Origin of the sequence: Pseudoduganella chitinolytica (assembly GCF_029028125.1) — a bacterium.
GTDB classification, from domain to species: domain Bacteria; phylum Pseudomonadota; class Gammaproteobacteria; order Burkholderiales; family Burkholderiaceae_D; genus Rugamonas; species Rugamonas chitinolytica.
Map to the genome: position 1 here is coordinate 3,139,863 of NZ_CP119083.1, position 17,867 is coordinate 3,157,729.

Annotated in this window: 18 protein-coding genes; 9 read left to right on the forward strand and 9 right to left on the reverse strand. The window is 67.4% G+C overall.

Features of this window, described 5'->3' with window-relative positions; genetic code table 11:
• Positions 1–301 precede the first annotated feature (301 nt).
• A complete protein-coding gene (locus PX653_RS13885; RefSeq protein WP_277418434.1) occupies positions 302–1,147 on the forward strand; it encodes a hypothetical protein in 846 nt (281 codons plus the stop codon).
• Positions 1,148–1,225: 78 nt separating this feature from the next.
• Here PX653_RS13885 and PX653_RS13890 read toward each other — a convergent pair whose 3' ends face one another.
• The 3 genes from PX653_RS13890 to PX653_RS13900 are packed head-to-tail and all read right to left on the reverse strand — an operon-like array spanning position 1,226 to position 3,279.
• Positions 1,226–1,564, reverse strand: coding sequence for a chaperone modulator CbpM (locus PX653_RS13890; RefSeq protein WP_277418435.1), 339 nt, complete (start codon positions 1,562–1,564; stop codon positions 1,226–1,228).
• 3 nt (positions 1,565–1,567) lie between these two features.
• Positions 1,568–2,506 carry a DnaJ C-terminal domain-containing protein gene (locus tag PX653_RS13895; protein ID WP_277418436.1) on the reverse strand — a complete coding sequence of 313 codons (939 nt, stop codon included), beginning with the start codon at positions 2,504–2,506 and terminating at the stop codon, positions 1,568–1,570.
• Between the two features lie 59 nt (positions 2,507–2,565).
• Positions 2,566–3,279, reverse strand: coding sequence for a beta/gamma crystallin family protein (locus PX653_RS13900; RefSeq protein ID WP_277418437.1), 714 nt, complete (start codon positions 3,277–3,279; stop codon positions 2,566–2,568).
• Between the two features lie 187 nt (positions 3,280–3,466).
• On the opposite strand from PX653_RS13900, the gene PX653_RS13905 reads away from it, so the two are divergent.
• Together PX653_RS13905 and PX653_RS13910 are read left to right on the forward strand one after the other, a co-directional pair.
• Positions 3,467–4,861 (forward strand): MATE family efflux transporter, encoded by a 1,395-nt coding sequence (locus tag PX653_RS13905; RefSeq protein ID WP_277418438.1) that lies wholly within the window; start codon positions 3,467–3,469, stop codon positions 4,859–4,861.
• A 95-nt stretch (positions 4,862–4,956) separates the two neighbouring features.
• On the forward strand, positions 4,957–7,170 hold the full coding sequence (locus PX653_RS13910) for a S9 family peptidase (protein ID WP_277418439.1): 2,214 nt from the start codon (positions 4,957–4,959) through the stop codon (positions 7,168–7,170).
• Between the two features lie 290 nt (positions 7,171–7,460).
• Here PX653_RS13910 and PX653_RS13915 read toward each other — a convergent pair whose 3' ends face one another.
• Together PX653_RS13915 and PX653_RS13920 are read right to left on the reverse strand one after the other, a co-directional pair.
• Positions 7,461–7,673 (reverse strand): CsbD family protein, encoded by a 213-nt coding sequence (locus PX653_RS13915; protein WP_107141226.1) that lies wholly within the window; start codon positions 7,671–7,673, stop codon positions 7,461–7,463.
• Positions 7,674–7,830: 157 nt separating this feature from the next.
• Positions 7,831–9,837 carry a M13 family metallopeptidase gene (locus tag PX653_RS13920; protein ID WP_277418440.1) on the reverse strand — a complete coding sequence of 669 codons (2,007 nt, stop codon included), beginning with the start codon at positions 9,835–9,837 and terminating at the stop codon, positions 7,831–7,833.
• Between the two features lie 243 nt (positions 9,838–10,080).
• On the opposite strand from PX653_RS13920, the gene PX653_RS13925 reads away from it, so the two are divergent.
• The 3 genes from PX653_RS13925 to PX653_RS13935 all read left to right on the forward strand — a co-directional run bounded on the left by PX653_RS13925 (position 10,081) and on the right by PX653_RS13935 (position 11,674).
• Positions 10,081–10,908: an HDOD domain-containing protein gene (locus tag PX653_RS13925; protein WP_277418441.1), complete on the forward strand. Its 828-nt coding sequence runs from the start codon at positions 10,081–10,083 to the stop codon at positions 10,906–10,908.
• Between the two features lie 42 nt (positions 10,909–10,950).
• Positions 10,951–11,271 carry a hypothetical protein gene (locus PX653_RS13930; RefSeq protein ID WP_277418442.1) on the forward strand — a complete coding sequence of 107 codons (321 nt, stop codon included), beginning with the start codon at positions 10,951–10,953 and terminating at the stop codon, positions 11,269–11,271.
• Between the two features lie 136 nt (positions 11,272–11,407).
• Complete coding sequence (locus PX653_RS13935; protein ID WP_277418443.1) at positions 11,408–11,674, forward strand: flagellar protein FliT; 267 nt, start codon at positions 11,408–11,410, stop codon at positions 11,672–11,674.
• A gap of 76 nt (positions 11,675–11,750) precedes the next feature.
• Here PX653_RS13935 and PX653_RS13940 read toward each other — a convergent pair whose 3' ends face one another.
• A complete protein-coding gene (locus PX653_RS13940; RefSeq protein WP_277418444.1) occupies positions 11,751–13,274 on the reverse strand; it encodes a type IV pilus assembly protein FimV in 1,524 nt (507 codons plus the stop codon).
• A gap of 137 nt (positions 13,275–13,411) precedes the next feature.
• On the opposite strand from PX653_RS13940, the gene fumC reads away from it, so the two are divergent.
• The 3 genes from fumC (at position 13,412) to PX653_RS13955 (ending at position 15,493) form a co-directional block, all read left to right on the forward strand.
• Positions 13,412–14,809 (forward strand): class II fumarate hydratase, encoded by a 1,398-nt coding sequence (gene fumC / locus PX653_RS13945; protein WP_277418445.1) that lies wholly within the window; start codon positions 13,412–13,414, stop codon positions 14,807–14,809.
• Between the two features lie 91 nt (positions 14,810–14,900).
• The gene (locus PX653_RS13950; protein ID WP_277418446.1) at positions 14,901–15,137 is read left to right on the forward strand and encodes an RNA-binding S4 domain-containing protein; all 237 of its coding nucleotides are present in this window, start codon (positions 14,901–14,903) and stop codon (positions 15,135–15,137) included.
• 71 nt (positions 15,138–15,208) lie between these two features.
• Complete coding sequence (locus tag PX653_RS13955; RefSeq protein ID WP_277418447.1) at positions 15,209–15,493, forward strand: hypothetical protein; 285 nt, start codon at positions 15,209–15,211, stop codon at positions 15,491–15,493.
• A gap of 216 nt (positions 15,494–15,709) precedes the next feature.
• Here the strand turns inward: PX653_RS13955 and bufB are convergent, their stop codons facing one another.
• Genes bufB through PX653_RS13970 form a run of 3 tightly spaced genes read right to left on the reverse strand, consistent with a single transcriptional unit; the run spans position 15,710 to position 17,847 of the window.
• Positions 15,710–17,329 carry an MNIO family bufferin maturase gene (gene bufB / locus PX653_RS13960; RefSeq protein ID WP_277418448.1) on the reverse strand — a complete coding sequence of 540 codons (1,620 nt, stop codon included), beginning with the start codon at positions 17,327–17,329 and terminating at the stop codon, positions 15,710–15,712.
• 2 nt (positions 17,330–17,331) lie between these two features.
• Positions 17,332–17,601, reverse strand: a complete 270-nt coding sequence (locus tag PX653_RS13965) for a BufA1 family periplasmic bufferin-type metallophore (RefSeq protein WP_277418449.1) — start codon at positions 17,599–17,601, stop codon at positions 17,332–17,334.
• A gap of 60 nt (positions 17,602–17,661) precedes the next feature.
• Complete coding sequence (locus tag PX653_RS13970; protein ID WP_277418450.1) at positions 17,662–17,847, reverse strand: YjfB family protein; 186 nt, start codon at positions 17,845–17,847, stop codon at positions 17,662–17,664.
• Positions 17,848–17,867: the final 20 nt, after the last annotated feature.

The following is a 17,867-nucleotide window of genomic DNA, read 5'->3' on the forward strand; positions in this document are numbered from 1 at the left end:
TGAATCGCGAACCGAACATCAACAGTGCCAACAACGCCGGCAACCTGCAGAGCAGCGCCGCCGGCAGCTCGGGAGGAATGGACATGGGAACGGACCAATCGATCGGTGGTGAAGGCGCACAGGACGGCATCCGCGGCACGCCGTCCGGCACGCAGGGGGCCAGGCAGGCCAGGGCATCGACCAGGGCGGCGCCAGCCAGCAGAGCGCCCAGGGCGGCCAGCGCCAGTCGGGCCAGTCGGATTACCTGGGCGGCTCGCCGCAGGGGCAAGGCGGCGTGGGCAGCCAGCCGTCGGGCAACCAGATGTCGACGAACAAATCGGGCAGCCAGTCCGGCAGCCTGGACCAGGACGCCACGGGCGGCCAGCAGATGCAGCCAGCCGATGCGCACCGCAGCGACGACGGTTCCGCCCCGGGCGCCGGTACCAGCCAGCGCGGCACGGGCGGCAGCCAGCAATCGACCGGTGGCCAGGTCTCCAGCTCGCCCGGGGGCTCCGGCGACATCGCCGACAAGCTGCAGGGCGGCCCGGAAAACCAGCAGGGCTCCGGCCAGGGCCTGCAGGGCGGTCCCGGCAGCCATGATGCGTTGAGCCGCATGCAGGACCAGAAAGGCGGCCCGGGCAGCCGGCAATCGCAGGACCCGTCGCAAAGCCAGCAGTCGCAGCCGCATGCGGAAAAGAACCATCATGGCCACGGCCATGGCGGCCAGCATTCGGGCGGCATGGGCGGTGAGCGCGGCGGCGACCTGCACAATGCCGGCACGGGCCAGAGCGGCATGACGGGACGCGGCGGCATGGGCGGCAACGAAGGCTCGATGCAGTCCGACACGCAAAGCCGCAACGGCGACGCCAGCGGCAACCTGCGGGCATCGGATGACGACCTGGGCCTGGACGCGGGCACGCAGATGGGCGGCGAACGCACGGGCATGGGCAACCGCGGCAGCAACCAGCAGTCCGACAAGTCGGCCAACACGCAGGGCGGCAGCGGCAACCAGACCACGCCGAACAACCGTACCGACAACGAGCAGGCCGACCGTCAGCTGGGCATGCAGGGCCAGGGCGGGGAGCCGGGGCATGACGTCGACGACGTCGGCAGCGGGCAGTCGGGCGCCAGCGGTTCGCGCGGCGGGGATGTCGACGACCAGCGTTGAGCACCGGGGTCTGTCCCCGCCGGGGACTGACCCCGAAGTTCGTCAGCGGTACCGCGACGTCGAACCAGCCCCGAAAGCTCAAGCAACTTCGGGGTCAGTCCGCTGTGGGACAGACCCCGACACCCCCACCATCCCGCGCAGGCGCCGGATCTCCTCGCTCAAGTCCACCACCAGCGCCGCCACCTCCTCGTTCGCATCGAAATCGCGCTCGACCTGCAGCAGCCGGCGTGCCCGCACCAGGTCGACACTGGTGAAGCGCCACGCTTGCGGCGCCGCGTCGCTGCCGCCCAGCAGGATGCCCGTGCGCACGCGCTGCACGATCCAGTCCGGCTCGACGGCGCAGGCACGCGCGATCTCTTCCAGCGTCAACGCGGCGTCTTCCAGCAGCACGCCGCGGAGCAGATGTTCCCTTTCCATGGCTTACTCTCCCAACCGGGCGCGCGGATCGAACTTCAGCTCGCGCGCCATCTGTTCGTACAGCGCCCGCGCGCCGGCCGTATCGGCGGGCGGCAGCGCCACCTCCAGCACCAGGTACAGGTCGCCCGCCGGTGCCGAGCCGGCGGGCGGAATGCCGCGCCCTTTCAGGCGCAGCTTGCGGCCCGTCTGCGAGCCGGGCGGCACCGTCACCGAGACGCGGCCGGACGGCGTGGGCACGTCGATCTGCGCACCCAGCATCGCTTCCCACGGCGCCACCGGCACCGTCTCGTGCACATCGCGCCCGTCGATGCGGTAGCGCGCATCCGGCGCGAACTCGATTTCCAGGTACAGGTCGCCCGCGCCACCGCCGCCCGTGCCCGGCTGGCCCTGCCCGGCCAGGCGCAATTGCTGGCCGGCCGTGACGCCCTTGGGGACCGTGACGTTGAGCGTGCGCTCGCGCGTGATGACCCGGCCCTGGCGGTCGTGCTCGGGCACGCGCAGCGTCACGGTCCGCGTGGCGCCGTGGTAGCTGTCCTGCAGCGTGATGCGGATGGTGGCGTGGCTGTCTTCGCCGCGCGCCTGGAACGGCTGGCGGCGGCGCCCGCCCACGTGGGCGAACAGGTCCTTGAAGAAATCGCTGTCGTTGCCGGAACTCGATTCGAAGCCGGCCCCCCAGCCGGGCGGCGGCCGGAAGCCCTGGCCCGCAGGGCCCGCAGGGCCCGCGCGCGGCGCCTTGCCCAGCTCGTCGTAGGCGGCCCGCTTTTCCGGGTCGCCCAGCACGCCGTAGGCTTCGTTCAGTTCCTTTGTCCTGGCGTCGGCATTGGCCTCGCGGCTCACGTCCGGATGGTACTTGCGCACCAGCTTGCGGTAGGCCTTCTTGATGTCGTCGTCGCTGGCCGTCTTTGGCACGCCCAGCGTCGCGTAGTAGTCCTTGTATTCCACGATATGCTCTCCAGGTCAGGCTCCTGAAGAGCATAGGTTACAACAAATCGCTCGGTCTTTCAGCGCACCCGGCGCAGGGACGACAGGCGGTTGTTCAGGCCCTCCAGGTAGTCATAGCGACCCGGCCCGAACACCAGGCATTGGCCGCGGAAGTCGGCGTGTTCGCACAGCTGCCAGATGCCCTCGCGGATGATGAGCGAACCGGCGCGGTCGTTGAAGCTGGCGTCCGTCAGGGTGCGCACATCGCCGTTGATGCCGACCGCCCGGCCCTCGAAGCCGGAGCCAGCGTACAGCGTGACGGCTTCGCGCCTTGTATCGTCGCGGCGGCCGCCGCGGTCCCCGCCGTGGTCCCCATTATCCCAGCCGCCGCGGCCGTCGCGTTCCCCATCGCGCCAGCCGTCGCGACGCTCATTACGCTCATCGTGGTCGTTGCGGCCGTCGCCGTCGCGGTCGCGCCAGCCGCCGCGCATCTGCACTTCCCGCGCGGACGAGATGCTGTTGTTGAAGCCTTCCAGGCGCGCGTATTCGCCGCGGCGGAACACGGCGCAGTGGCCGCCGAAGTTCTTGTGCTCGCACACTTCCCACGTACCGGAACGCACCACGACGCTGGAGACGCGGTCGTTGAAGCCGAAGTCGCGGAAGTCCGAGGCGTCATTGCGCAACGTAACCTCGTTGCCGCGGAAGCCATGGCGCTCGAACAGGGTCAGCTCGCCGGCATGGGCAACGTGGGACAGCAGCGTGGTGGCGGCGAGCGCGGCAAACAGGCGTTTCATCAGGAACTCCATCGATATTGTTATGGGTGACAAGCACAGAACGCGGCAGTAGTGGCGCGCGTGGACCCGGCGTTGTAACAAATTCCTACGGCTGCGGCAAGGGTCCTGCCGACGATGATGCCCGCCCGCCCCCATAGTTCGCGCCGAATGGGTAAAATCCCCTCCCTGTCCCGTCATCGAAATACCCATGCCCTACTCGTTCACGCTCTCCAATATCCGCCGCGAAGCCGCCAGCCTGTGGCAGCTTGCCTGGCCCGTGCTGGTCGGCCAGCTGGCCACTGTCGGCATGGCGGCGGCCGACGTGGCGATGACGGGCCACACCAGCGCGGCCGAACTGGCCGCCGTGTCGCTGGGCGCGTCGGTCTGGTCGATCATCCTGTTGACCGTCAGCGGCACCATGATGGCCATCAACACGGTCGTCGCGCACGAGGTGGGCGCCGGCGCGTTCGACCGGATTCCCCATTCCGTGCGCCAGGCACTGTGGAAGGCGGCCGGCGTCGGCCTGGTCGCCGCGCTGCTGGCCAATGTCGCCACGCTGCTGTTCGATTACCTGTACCTGGAGCCGGCGGTCAACGAACGCGCGTCGATGTTCGTGCACATCATCAGCATCGGCCTGGTCCCGTTTGCCGCCTACCGCGCGCTGTACGGCTACAGCGCCAGCATCAACCACACCAAGCCCGTGATGGTCATCGCCATCCTGGGCCTCGTCGTCAACGTGGCGATGAACTGGGTCCTCGTGTTCGGCCACTTCGGCATGCCCAGGATGGGCGCGCTGGGCTGCGCCGTCTCGACGGCCGCCGTGGTCTGGCTCGACCTGCTGGCCATGCTGGTGTGGGTGCGCATCGCGCCGGCCTACCGCCAGACGTATCCGTTCACGCGCTGGGAATGGCCGCACTGGCCGGAGATCTGGAGCATGCTGAAACTGGGCGTGCCGATCGGCGTGACGTACTTTGCCGAGGTCTCCGTGTTCGGCGCCGTCAGCCTCCTGATCGCGCGCTTCGGCGTCGTCACCGTGTCGGCGCACCAGATCGCGCTGAACTTCTCGTCGCTGACGTTCATGGTGCCGCTCTCGTTCGGCATTGGCATGATCGCGCGCGTGGGCCAGGCGCTGGGCGAAGGCAATCCGCAGCGGGCCCGCTTCGCGTCGCTGGTGGGGCTGTCGATGTCGGTGGGCTTCGCCGTGCTGTCGGCCGCGTTCATCGCCCTGTTCCGCCACCAGATCGCCGCCGTCTACACGTCCGACCCGGCCGTGCGCGAGCTGTGCGCGCACCTGCTGCTGTTCGCGGCGCTGTTCCAGCTGTCGGACGCGGCGCAGGTGGCGGCATCGTGCGCCATCCGCGGCTACAAGGTGACGCGCGGGCCGATGGTGATCCAGCTGATCGCGTTCTGGGGCGTGGCCCTGCCGCTGGGCTGCGTGCTGGGCCTGGCGCCCGACTGGATCCCGTTCGCGCCGGCCACGCCGATGTCGGCGACCGGCTTCTGGATCGGCCTCGTGCTTGGCCTGACGGTGGCGGCCGTGCTGCTGTCGACCTACCTGCTGCGGCTGTCCAGGCAGCGCGCGCTGGTCGCGGCCGAACAATAGTCGGCCGCCAGGGCCGTAATACGAACGTTAGCGCGTGGTCAGCGGGGGCCGAGTCTGGTATCGTCTCGCGGTCCTCACTCTTCCATATTTTGTTCATGCGCTTCATTCTCAGCTTCCTGGCCCTGCTGGCCGCGGGCTCGGCATCGGCCGAGCGTCTCACCCTCGACCGCATCTATGACGATCCGGCGCTGGCCGGCCCCGGTGTGCGCGCGCTGAAGGTCGCGCCGAACGGCGAACGCGTGACGTTCCTGCGCGGCCGCGAGGACAACCAGTTCCAGCTGGACCTGTGGGAATTCAACATGAAGGATAAGTCGACCCGCCGCCTGGTGGACTCGAAGACGCTGGTCCCCAGCGAGAACCTGTCCGACGCCGAAAAGGCCCGTCGCGAGCGCGAACGCACGGCCAGCCTGAAAGGCATCATCAGCTACAGCTGGTCGCCGGACGGCAAGCGCCTCCTGGTGCCGATCGCGGGCAACCTGTACCTGATCGACGTCGCCAAGCCCGACGCCGCGCGCCTGGTCGCTTCGGGCAACGTGACGGACCCGAAGATTTCGCCGAAAGGCAAATACGTGTCGTTCGTGCGCGACCAGAACCTGTACGTGATCGACCTCGCCACCGGCAAGGAAAAGGCGCTGACGACGGATGGCAAGGGCACGCTGCACAACGGCGAAGCCGAATTCGTCGCGCAGGAGGAGATGCACCAGTTCACCGGCTACTACTGGGCGCCGGACGATTCCGCCATCGCCTACCGCCGTTATGACGAGGCGCAGGTGCCGGTGGCGCGCCGCTTCGAGATCTATGCCGACCGCACCGACGTCGTCGAGCAGCGCTACCCGGCCGCGGGCGACAAGAATGCCATCGTCGGCCTGCGCATCGTCTCCCCGGTCTCCGGCGCGACGCGCGACGTCGACCTGGGCCCGGAGCAGGATATCTACCTGGTGCGCGCCGACTGGACGGCGGACAGCCGCCAGCTGGTGTTCCAGCGCCAGACGCGCGACCAGAAGAAGCTGAAGCTGATCGCGGTGGACGCGACCACGCTGGCCCAGCGCGTGCTGGTGACGGAGACAGCGAAGACCTGGACCAAGATCAACGACGACCTGCGCTTCCTGGCCGACGGCTCGGGCTTCATCTGGGCCTCGGAACGCAGCGGGCGCAATCACCTGTACCTGTTCGACATGAACGGCAAGGTGAAGCACGCACTGACGCAGGGCGACTGGCGCGTGGACAACCTGCTGGCCGTCGACGAAAAAGCCGGCAAGGTCTACTTCGCCTCGAACAAGGATGCCGTCCCGGACAAGCAGGCCTACGTCGTCGCGCTGAACGGCAGCACGGCCGCCAGGCCCAAGCGCGTGACGCAGGCGGACGGCTGGCACGAGACCAGCTTCGCCCGCAACGGCGAGGTGTTCGTGGACACGTGGTCCGATCCGGCCAACCCGCCGCAGGTGTCGATCAGGAAGCCCGACGGCACGATGGTGACGTGGCTGCAGCAGAACGAAGTCACGCCTGCCCACCCCTACTACAAGTTCAAGCCGGACCACCTGCCGACGCTGTACGGCACGCTGCAGGCGAAGGATGGCCAGACGCTGTACTGGTCGATGATCAAGCCGTACCGCTTCGACCCGACCAGGAAGTACCCGGTCTACCTGTCCACCTACGGCGGCCCGGGCGCGCAGCACGTGACGCGCCGCTGGGGCGACACGTTCGACCAGTACATGGCGCAGCAGGGCTATGTCGTGTTCCGCCTCGATAACCGCGGCTCGTCGCGGCGCGAGCGCGTCTTCACGGACGCGATCTACCGCAACCTGGGCAAGGTGGAGGTGGAAGACCAGCTCACCGGCATCGAGTGGCTGGGCAAGCAAGGCTTCGTCGACGCGAAGCGTATCGGCGTGTACGGCTGGAGCTACGGCGGCTTCATGACGCTGCGCCTGCTGTCGCAGGCTTCCGACAAGATCGCCGCCGGCGTGTCGGGCGCACCGGTGACGGACTGGAAGCTGTACGACACGCACTACACGGAACGCTTCATGGACCGCCCGGCCGACAATCCGGAAGGCTACAAGGACAGCACCGTGTTTGCCCACGTGGACGGCCTGAAGTCGAAGCTGCTGCTGATCCATGGCATGGCCGACGACAACGTCCTGTTCACCAACAGCACGAAGATGATCGACGCGCTGGTCAACTGCGGCGTGCAGTTCGAGCTGATGACCTACCCGGGCGCCAAGCATGGGGTGTCGAATCCCGTCCAGCGCCGGCATGTGCAGAAGTATATCGATGCGTTCTTCCGCAAGAACTTGCGGCCGGCGTCGGAGTAATGTCGGTGGTTTCCGGGCGTGGGGTCTGTCCCCGGTAAGCAGCGGCTGGCGCGCTGGCCGTTGACGCCACGAGGGGACTGCCCCCGGTTTTTATCGCTGGCGTGGGTTCCGCTTCACTCTGCCGGGAGTCAAGCACCTCGACATGCAGCCGTCGCCGTTTAAAACCGGGGTCAGTCCCCTTATGGCGCCGGCAACTTTCGTCATGGCCGACACTTACCGGGGACAGACCCCCACTCATTCAAACAAAAACAGCCGCAGAAGCGGCTGTTTTTGTTGGCGCTGGGCCAGTATTACATGCGGTTGCCGCGGTCGATCGTCGAATCGTCGTCCAGCGCGTCATCCACCGCTTCGCGGGCATCGCCCACCTTCTTCTGCAGCTTGCCTTCGGCCTGGTTTGCCACGCCCTTGACCTGCTGCTTCGAGCTGCCTACCAGCTCGCCGGCCTCTTCCTGGATCTTGCCGCCGATTTCCTTTGCCTTGCCTTTGATCTGATCGCTGTTCATGGTCAAACTCCTCATTGTTGCGGCCTGCGGACCACGGCGGTCCGCGCCTTTCCGGCTTGCGCTCTGTTGCGCGAGTCGTTAGGGAAATCATACGGACAGGAAGTATTTCCGTCCGTACGCTTCCTCACATTGTCAAACAATTATTCTTAAGGCCGGGTTACCAGACCCGTACACGTTGCCCGGGCGGCAGGTAGAGTGCCTGGCCAGGCTGGACATCGAAGGCGCGGTACCACGCGTCCAGGTTGCGCACCGTGTATGTGCGCCACTGCGGCGGGGCGTGGCTGTCGGTGGCGATTTCGTTGCGCAGCGCCGCCTCGCGCGTCTTGCTGCGCCAGCTGTGCGCGTAGCCCAGGAAGAATTCGCGGTCGGCGCCGGGCGTTGCACCGCCCTCTCCTTGCGACGCGTGGAACCCGTCCAATGCGGCGGCCAGCCCGGCCAGGTCGGCCAGGTTTTCCGACAACGTCAGCTGGCCGTTCAGCTTCAGGTCGGGAAAGGCCTGGTAGCGGTCGTACTGCGCGACGAGCCTTGCCGACGCCGCCTTGAAGTGGGCCGCATCGGCCGGCGTCCACCAGTCGCGCAGGCGCCCCTTGGCGTCGAACTGCGCGCCCTGGTCGTCGAAGCTGTGGCTGATCTCGTGGCCGATGGTGGCACCGATGCCGCCATAGTTGCGTGCTTCCGGTGCCGCGGGATCGAAATATGGCGGCTGCAGGATCGCGGCGGGGAAGTTCAACGCATTCTGCATCGGCATGTTGACGGCATTCACCAGCTGCGGCGGCATCGACCACTCGGTCTTGTCCACCGGCGTGCCCAGCTTGGTGAGCTGGCGCCGGTAATGGAACAGTTCGGCGCGCCCGGCATTGCCGAAGGCATCGTCCGGGCGGATCTCGAGGCCGTCGTAGCCCAGCCACTTGTCCGGATAGCCGACGCCCACGTACAAGGTGTCCAGCTTGGCCTTCGCCTCGCGTTTGGTCGACGGGGCCATCCAGTCCAGGTTGTCGATGCGGCGGCCGAATGCGGCCACGATATTGCCCACCATGCGCTGCACCCGGGCCTTGGCCTCGGGCGGGAAATAGGTCTCGACATACATCTTGCCGACCGCTTCCGGCAACGCGGCGTTGACGGCGGCCAGGCCGCGCCGCTTGCGCTCGGACAGTTGCGGCGTGCCGATCAGCGTCCGCCCGTAGAACGCGAAGCGCTGCTCGACAAACGCACGCGGCAATGCCCCGGCCTTTTGGTTGACCGTGTGGAACGCCAGCCAGTCGCGCCAGGCCTGCAGCGGCGCCCGCGCCACCAGCGCGGCGGCGCCCTTGACGGCACCCGGGTGGTAGACAATGAAGCGCTCCTGCCGTGCCAATCCGGCGGCGGCGAAAAAGGCAGGCCAGTCCATTCCCGGCGCCTTGGCCGCGAAGTCCCTGGCACGCCACGGATTGTTGGCGCGCTGCACGTCCGCGGAGGCTTCGCGGGTGGCATGCGCGCGCGCCAGCTGGCGCTCCAGCTCGACGACGCGGCCGGCACGCGCATCGGCGTCGCCATAGCCCGCCAGGCGCAGCATCGCTGCCACATGGGCCCGGTACATGGCGCGCAGCTTTTTCATCCGGGCCGTCTGGTCCAGATAGTAAGCGCGATCCGGCAGGCCCAGGCCGCCCTGCAGCAGGTAGGGCACATAGTTGTCCGGATCGGTCAGCCCCTGCGCGATCCAGACGCCGAACAGGTTTTCGGTCTCGAAGCTGGTCGCGTTGAGCGGATCGACGTCCGCCCGCAGGCTTGCGCCCAGGGCCGCGGCGAGCTGCCGACGATCGCGGATCGCCTCGATCTCCGCCAGCAGCGGGCGCAGCGGTGCGCTGCCGCGGGCTTCGATCCCGGCCTCGTCCATGAATGCCCGGTAGTAATCGACCACGCGGCGCACGTCACCCGTCGCGTCGCGCGCGCTGGCCGCTTCGATCAGGCCGGCGATGCGCCGGTCCGTTTCTTCGCTGACCGCATAGTCAGCGCCCCAGCCCTGGCGATCCGGCGGGATGGTCGTCGCGGCCAGCCAGGCGCCGTTGGCATAGGTGTAGAAGTCGTCGCCGGGCAGGACTTGCGCCAGAACGGGAGCAGCGTGCAGCGCCAGCACGGCAAGCGACAGGCGCGCCACCCGGCGTGCGGAAGGGGGAAATACGGACATCGGACTTTCCAGAAAAGAGAAACGCAAGGCGCAGGGGACCAGTCTGCACTCTAACGCATGCACTGCTCCGCCGTGAGCACGGTGCGACAGGCTGCGCCACCGGGCGACAGTCTGCTGTAAAGTGGCACTGCGCCGCGGCGTCGACTGCGCGACCGGCCACAAACCGCTTCTGCCGCGCCCGGATTCCCTATATAGTTCACCTAAGTATTCACGTACGGCAACATTGCACACAGGAGACGCGCGATGACACTGCAGGAATTGTTCGATAACCCGACCGCGTTGCCGACGGCGCCCAAGGTGGTGCAAGACCTGATCCAGAGCTTCGACAAGGCATCGGTATCGACGGAGGACGTGGCAAAGAAGGTCGCGCTCGATCCGGTCCTGAGCGCCAAGCTGCTGCGGCTGGCGAACTCCGCCTACTACAACGTCTCGCGCAGCATCGGCACCGTCGAGGATGCCGTGCTGATGCTGGGCTTCGTTGCGGTGCGCACGCTTGTCATCAGTTCCGGCCTCGTCAACGGCTTCAAGGCCGTCACGGGGCTGGACCTGCAGCAGTTCTGGCGCTACAGCATGCACACGGCCGTGGCCGCGAAGTGGATCGCCCGCAAGACGCGCAACAACCAGGAGCTGGCCTTCACGATCGGCATGATGCACGCCATCGGCGAGCTGCTGATCCATTCGGCGATGCCGGCCGAGGCCCAGGCCCTGGACCGCGACACCGCACCACTGGACGCCCGCCGCCTGGACGTGGAGAAGGCGGCCTTCGGCTTCGGCTACGCGGACGTGGGCGCCGAACTGGCGCGCCGCTGGCAGTTCCCGGCCGCGTTCTCCGACGCCATCGAAGTCATCCCCGCGCCGCTGGCGCACGGCGCGGTCGATCGCCTGGCCGCGGTCGTGCACCTGGGCGCCTGGCGTGCCCGCGCGCTGCTGGAAAACCAGGACGACAAGCAACTGGCCAGCACGCTGCCGCGCGACGTGGCGCAGGCCATCGGCCTCGACCCGGACCTGCTGCTGGACGAGATGCCGCCGCTGGATGAACTGAGCGCGGGGCTGGAAGAAATGTTCCGCTGACGCTGTTGGCGTCCGTCCTATTGCCCTTTGTATAATGCCGGGATGACTCCGGCATCCCGTCCCAACAACAAGCGCACAGCATGGTGCGCAGTCCTGATCGGGCTGGCCCTGATCCCGCTGGGCCTGGCATGGTCTGCCATGGAAGCGACCGCGCCCGGCCCGGGCGGCGCCCGCTGGGCCCCATTCCTGGCATTCGTTGCTTCCTATGCGCTGACAATCGTCGTCGATGTGGCCTGCATCGGCTTCCTGTGGTATTCGGCATGGAAGGGCCGGGTCGGCAGGCCCGCGCTGGCCCGCTGGACCATCGGCGTCGCCGTCGTGCTGCTGGTGCCGCCGCTGCTGTACCTGGCTGGCGGCGCCTGAAGGGCGGCGCGAATATTGTCGCGATGGCAAGCCCAAAAATAATTCAAAAAAAATTTCAGAAAACCCTAAAGTTCCGCCCCGGCCTGACGTTAATCCAGACAAGCGGTACTCCATTGACGTTTTTTGAAGGCTGGCCATGACATCCACCGAAGTTCTCTCCATGTACGAAAACATTGCCGGCTTGACGGGCAAGATGGCGGTGGCAGCCCAGATGGGCGACTGGGATGGCCTGGACAAGCTGGAAAACCAGTGTGCCGCGGCAGCCGTGCCCGCGATCGGCGGCGTGACGAAGCTGGAAGGCGCTGCCCGCCAGCGCAAGATCGACCTGCTCAAGCAGATCCTGGCCAACGACCGCGCCGTGCGCGACGTGACGGAACCCTGGATGGGCCAGCTGAACGGCTGAATTGCCGGCTGCGTTGCAGCCCTCTCAAAGAAAAAGCGCCCGCGAGGCGCTTTTTTTGTTTCCGCCCTGCCGGGCGTCAGGCCGCTGCCGCTTTTTCCTCTGCAGCTTCGTCCGCCTCGGGTTCGCCCGTCGCCGCCTCGGCAATGGCCTTCTTGCGCCAGCTCTGCCACACCTGGATCTGGGCCTTGGCATGCTTGGCGTTGCGGCGCCGCACGAAGTAGACGATCCCCCCCACCACGGCCAGCAGCGCCACGGTGGCGCCAGCGATCATCGTCAGCACTTTCGGGCGCGACATCTTTTTCTCCTTGACGGGTTCCTCGACGGGCGCCGCCGCCTTGGGCGCCGCGGGCTTCGGTGCCGGCGCCTTGGCTTGCGGGGCCGGCTCCTGGGCTGCCGCCGCCTTGTCCGGCTGCGGTGACGCCGGTTGCGCCGGCGATTTATCCCGTGCGTCCGTGATCTTCCCTGCCGCGGTACGGCCGGGCGGCTCGGCTGCCGGGGCCGGAATCGGAGCCTGCGCCGGCGCTGGCTCCTCGGGCTTGCCCCCAATTGATACGGCCGGGACGCCGGCGGCCGCCGGCCGCGGCACAGCAGCCACTGCGCCGTTGCCGACCATCTTCTGCAGCGTCTTCAGCTTGGCTTCCAGCTCGGCCAGCTTCTTCAGCATGGCCTTGTCTTCCGCAGGCGGTGCCTTGGCGGGCTCGGGCCTGGTTACCACTGGCTTTTCCTTTGCCGTCTTTTCGACCGGCTGTGCTGCCGGCTTATCGGCACGTTTCGCTGCGGGGACCGGGACGTTCTGCGCGCCCATTTCAGGCTGTATGACCAGCTGCTTCCGGGGCTGCTTTTCGGGCTGCTTTTCGGGCAGCGTTGCGGTTTTCTTCTCTGCGACCTGTACTGTCGGCACTTCGCCCTGCCTTGCCTTCTCCCCCTTCAACGCGGGCCTGGCCTGCGCCGTCTGCGTGTCGACGACCGGCAGCGCCGGCTTGCCCCGCGCGGCAAAGGCACGCTCGACAGCGCCCAGCAGTTCCGCATCGGCACGGGTCGGCTGCTTACCCGGCACAGTGGCCGCCGCCAGCTGGATACTGACGCCTGCACGGGCTGGTGCTCGCTTCGGCTCCGGCGCTCGCACCACAGCGGGCGACGGCTCCACCGGCGCCGCCACGATGCGGGTCGGTTGGGGTACGGGTGCCGGTGGAGCCGGTGGCGCGGGGGGTGCCGGCGTCAGCCAGAGTGTCACGCCGCGCACGCTCTGGCGTCCACCGCTCGACAGCTCGAAATACAGATGCAGCAGTTCCGACGGCACAGGCGAAGCGGTGGTCAGGTGCAGGATGCGGCGCCCGTCGCGCTTGACCACGGTGGCGTTCAGTCCCGCCAGCGCCGGGCTGATGGTGACGTTGGCACCTTGGAAAACGTTGCGGCTGGCCAGCCGGACCTGCAGGTCCGCCAGGTCCTGGGGCGTCAGGTCGACCAGTTCCACGTCCGCCACCAGTTGCTGGCCGATGTGCGAGCGCACCGTCGCCTCGCCCAGTTCGGCGGCGTGGACGCCGGTGGCAAACAACAGGGCGGCAAGGGTCAAGGGCTTGAACGTGTACATGAGCGGCATGGCAATCGGGTGTTTCCTGCGAGTAAGGCCTAACCCTTTTACGGCGCAATTCCCGTTTTATGTAGTGCTCCGCCCGAATTTCTTCGCTGCGCTACACTGGGGAACAAGTAAAACGCCAACATTGATAAAGGAACAGCATGGACAGCAGAATCGAACGCGACAGTTTCGGCCCCATCGACGTGCCGGCCGACCGCTTGTGGGGTGCGCAGACGCAGCGCTCGCTGCAGCACTTCCGCATCTCCACCGAACGCATGCCGCCGGAACTGATCGCCGCGCTGGCGCAGGTGAAACGGGCGGCGGCGCGCGTCAACGTCGACCTGGGCGTGCTGGACGCGGTGAAGGCGGATGCGATCGCTCGCGCGGCGGACGAGGTACTGGCCGGCAAGCATGCGCAGGAATTTCCCTTGGCCGTGTGGCAGACGGGTTCGGGCACGCAATCGAACATGAACATGAACGAGGTGCTGGCCAACCGCGCCTCCGAGCTGCTGGGCGGCGTGCGCGGCGAGGAGCGCAAGCTGCATCCGAACGACGACGTCAACAAGAGCCAGTCGTCGAATGACATCTTCCCGACCGCCATCCACGTCGCGGCCGCCACCGCCGTCGCCACCGACGTGCTGCCGGCCCTGCGCCAGCTGCGCGCCACGCTCGACAGCAAGGCACAGGCGTTTGCCGACATCGTCAAGATCGGCCGCACGCATTTGCAGGACGCCACGCCGCTGACGCTGGGCCAGGAATTCTCCGGCTACGTCGCCCAGCTGGACCATGCGGAGCGGGCACTTACCAACGCCCTGCCCGCCGTGCTGGAGCTGGCGGCCGGCGGCACGGCTGTCGGCACGGGCCTGAATGCCCATCCGGAATACGCGACCCGGATCGCCGCCGAGCTGGCTGAACGGCTGGAGCTGCCGTTCCGCAGCGCCGACAACAAGTTCGCGGCGCTGGCTGGCCACGAGGCGCTGGTGGCGGCACATGGCGCATTGAAGACGCTGGCCGCCGCGCTGTTCAAGATCGCCAACGACGTGCGCTGGATGGCTTCCGGTCCCCGCTCCGGCCTGGGCGAGATCACGATTCCGGAGAACGAGCCGGGCAGCTCCATCATGCCGGGCAAGGTCAACCCGACGCAGTGCGAGGCCGTCACGATGCTGTGCTGCCAGGTGTTCGGCAACGACGTGGCGATCACCATGGGCGGCGCTTCCGGCAATTTCGAGCTGAACGTCTACAAACCGCTGCTGGCCCACAACTTCCTGCAGAGCGCGCGCCTGCTGGCGGACGGCATGCGCAGTTTCGACGAGCACTGCGCCCACGGCATCGAGCCGAACCGGGAGCGCATCGGCGAACTGATGGAACGCTCGCTGATGCTGGTGACCGCGCTGGCGCCGCACATCGGGTATGATCGCGCCGCCCAGATCGCCAAGAAAGCCCAGCACGAAGGCACGACCTTGCGCGATGCCGCGCTGGCGCTGGGCTATGTGACGGCCGAGCAGTTCGAACAGTGGATCGTTCCCTTGGCCATGACGCAGCCGGGCGCCAGCGGCTGACTCGCGCCGCCGCGCACGGTTCTTCGTAACATATTTACAACATTCCGCTGCTAAACATTACGTGCGCGGCATCAGTTTCAACGAGGATAGAATGCAAAAAGTAGAATTTGAATTAACATCGGAATTTATCGAGCTGAACCAGCTGCTGAAGGTGGTCGGCTTGTGCGACAGCGGCGGCGCGGGCAAGCAGATCGTCGCCAGCGGCCAGGTGCGCGTGGACGGCAAGCAGGAGTTGCGCAAGACCGCAAAGATCCGCGCGGGCCAGCAAGTCACGCTGGGCGACGTGCGCATCGTCGTCCTCGGCGAAAGCGGTACCGACGGGGCTTGATTTGCCGCAACCCCTGCTGCCTGGCCGACGCTATATTCACGATTCAGCATCAGCTAACACAGGGAAACATCATGAACGGCTCCGACACGAAAATCGTCACGCAGCAGCGCCTGATCGGCGACCTGCGGCAGGTCATCGAGAACGCGGAAGACCTGCTGAAGCACACGGGACATTACGATCACGGCCTGTACCAGACAGCCCGCAACAAGCTGGCCCAGGCGCTGGCCGTCGCCAACGAGGAACTGGAACGCTGCGAGGAAGCCCAGCTGGCACGGATGCTCGACGCGACCGAACAGGCCTGCCGGCAGCATGGCGACCGCACCGGCGAGCAGAAGGTGTTGCGGGCGTTTCACTGAGGAAGCGCCGGCAGCGTCGGCATCAGGGCGGCGCGCTAGCGCGCGTGGCCGTAGGTTTCCATCCGTACATACAGAAGGTCGTTGACAAAGTCGTTCACCACCGGTCCATCGAGGTCGTCGACCATTCCATCGTTGCCGGATACAGGTTGGCGGTACCTTGGTATGAAAACATTGGTCAAGTAAATTTCTTCCAGACCTCTGCGCGGCGGTAGTTGGCTAGCCGTCCAGTCCAGCAAAGGCGCCCACTGCCAGCCAACGCTGCAGCGCAGCGCCACTCTCGAACGCGACGTCGATCGCCAGCGCGGCATCCAGCGCAGCAGCGACTGTCTCTCCCCTCATCAACCGCGCCAGCATGGCGTATCCCGCCTCGCCTTCGGCCAACACGGTTGCGCGCCAGCCCGGCCGGCACACCAGGCCATGACTGGGCACGTCGATCGATGGAAACGCTACCCCGCTGCCGGGCTGGTGGGCCAGCCAGAGCGGCCCGACGGCCCAGCGGGACGCGAAAGCCTCTGCGGTCGGGTGCGGCGTCAGCCGGGTGGCGGCGAACTGCCCCGGTGTCAGCGCCGCGAACGCGGTGGCGTCGAGCGCAGCGACGTCGGGCGCGTAATGGGCGCGATGCAGCAGCCATTCGAGCCGCGCCATGTCAGGTAGATAAGGCATCTCCGCCACGTGCGGGAAAGTCTGCAGGAACGCTGCGAAATGCGCGCCGAAGGCGTTCAGGTCGCCGTCCGCCGACGGATGCGCGGCGCCGTACTCGGCCGCCAGCGCGGCCAGGAACTCGTCGCCTACCAGTTGCCGGATGACGGGGTAGGCGTTGGTCAAGGCCTTGTGCCAGCTGCCCAGCAGGTTGCCCCGGTAGATGGCCATGCGGGCCGGCACGTCCGCCGCACGCAGGTCGGCAGCGACCTCGGCAATTTGCGCCGGTGCCAGCACGGCCGCCGCGAAGCGCTGCTGGAGTTCGCCTGGAACAGCCGCCGGCAAGAGCGGGGTCGGCCGCCAGGGCCGCGGGGTGGCCGCTAAGCAGCCGGCAGCCAGGTTGTCCGCCCGCTGCGCCTGCGCCAGCAGTACGGGCAGCGGCGGCACGTCGCTGTCCCACTCGACCAAGGTCGGCACGGCGCCAAACCGGCGCAGCGCCGCCTCGTACAGTTGCCAGACGGGCTCGGCCACGGCACTGCCATGGTCGTCGATCACGGCGCCTGGCGTGACGCGGTGGCCGCCCAGGTGGATTTCGCCGACCAGCCCCGGATCGATGGCGGCCAGTGCCGCCAGCGCATCCTCGCCATGGTTGCACTGGTTGACGTACAGGTTGTTAATGTCGAGCAGCAGGCCGCAGCCGGTGCGGCGCGCCAGCGCGTTCAGGAATGCGGCCTCGCCCATCGTGTCGGCCTGGAAGCGCACGTAGCTCGACACGTTCTCGACGAGGATCTGGCGGCCCAGCGCATCCTGCACGCGCGCCACCCGTTCGCTCAGCAGGTCGAGCATGGCGTCGTCCAGCGCCAGCGGCAGCAGGTCGTGCAAGTGCCGCCCCGCGATGGCGGCCCAGCTGAGGTGTTCGGAAACCAGCATCGGCTCGATGCGGCGCACCAGCTCGCGAACACGCGTCAGGTGCGCCATGTCGATGCCGTGGGCGCTGCCCAGGCCCAGCGCGACGCCGTGCAGGCTGACCGGATAGTCGCGCCGCAGCCGGGACAGCACGTGCGCATCCCAGCCGCCGAGGGCAAGGTAGTTTTCGGTATGGACTTCCAGCCAGCCGGCGGCCGGGCGGCCATCCAGGAAGTCGCGGTAATGGGGCACGCGCAGGCCGACGCCGGCCCGCGCGGGCGGGACGGTCATGCTTATTGCGCTGGCGGTGGCGTGGTCTTGCCGCCGAGTTTCTCGCAGGTGCCCTTGGCTACCCACTTCCACTCGGTTGGCGCGTTGTCGGTCTTGGCCAGCGACGCGCAGCCGTGCGCGCCGTCGGACGAGCCGCAATCGTTCTGGCCGGCCTTGGCGACGCCGTAGCAGCGTTCCTTTTCGGCCCCGGCGCTGTCCGGGCCGGCAGGATGGGCGTTCGCGGCAGCGCAAACGGTTGCCAGCGCGGCGGCCAGCATGGCGTGCTTGTTCATCGTTTTCCTTTGGTGACGGGCGGCGGCGTGCCGCCCTGGAAAAGCGATTCTAATGAAAAGTCAGGCCGTCGTGTTGACGTGATTGCCCAGGTGCGGCGGCAGGCTGGGAGCCGGCTGCGGCAGCGCGGCGATCAGCGCGGCGGCACTGGCGGCCTGGGCTTCCTGCGCCTTCTTCAGCATCGTGATGCCGACTTCCTGCTTGACGCCCGTGTCGGCGATCGTCGTCGCCAGCTTTGCAATACCCATTACGTCCATTGTCGCCTCCG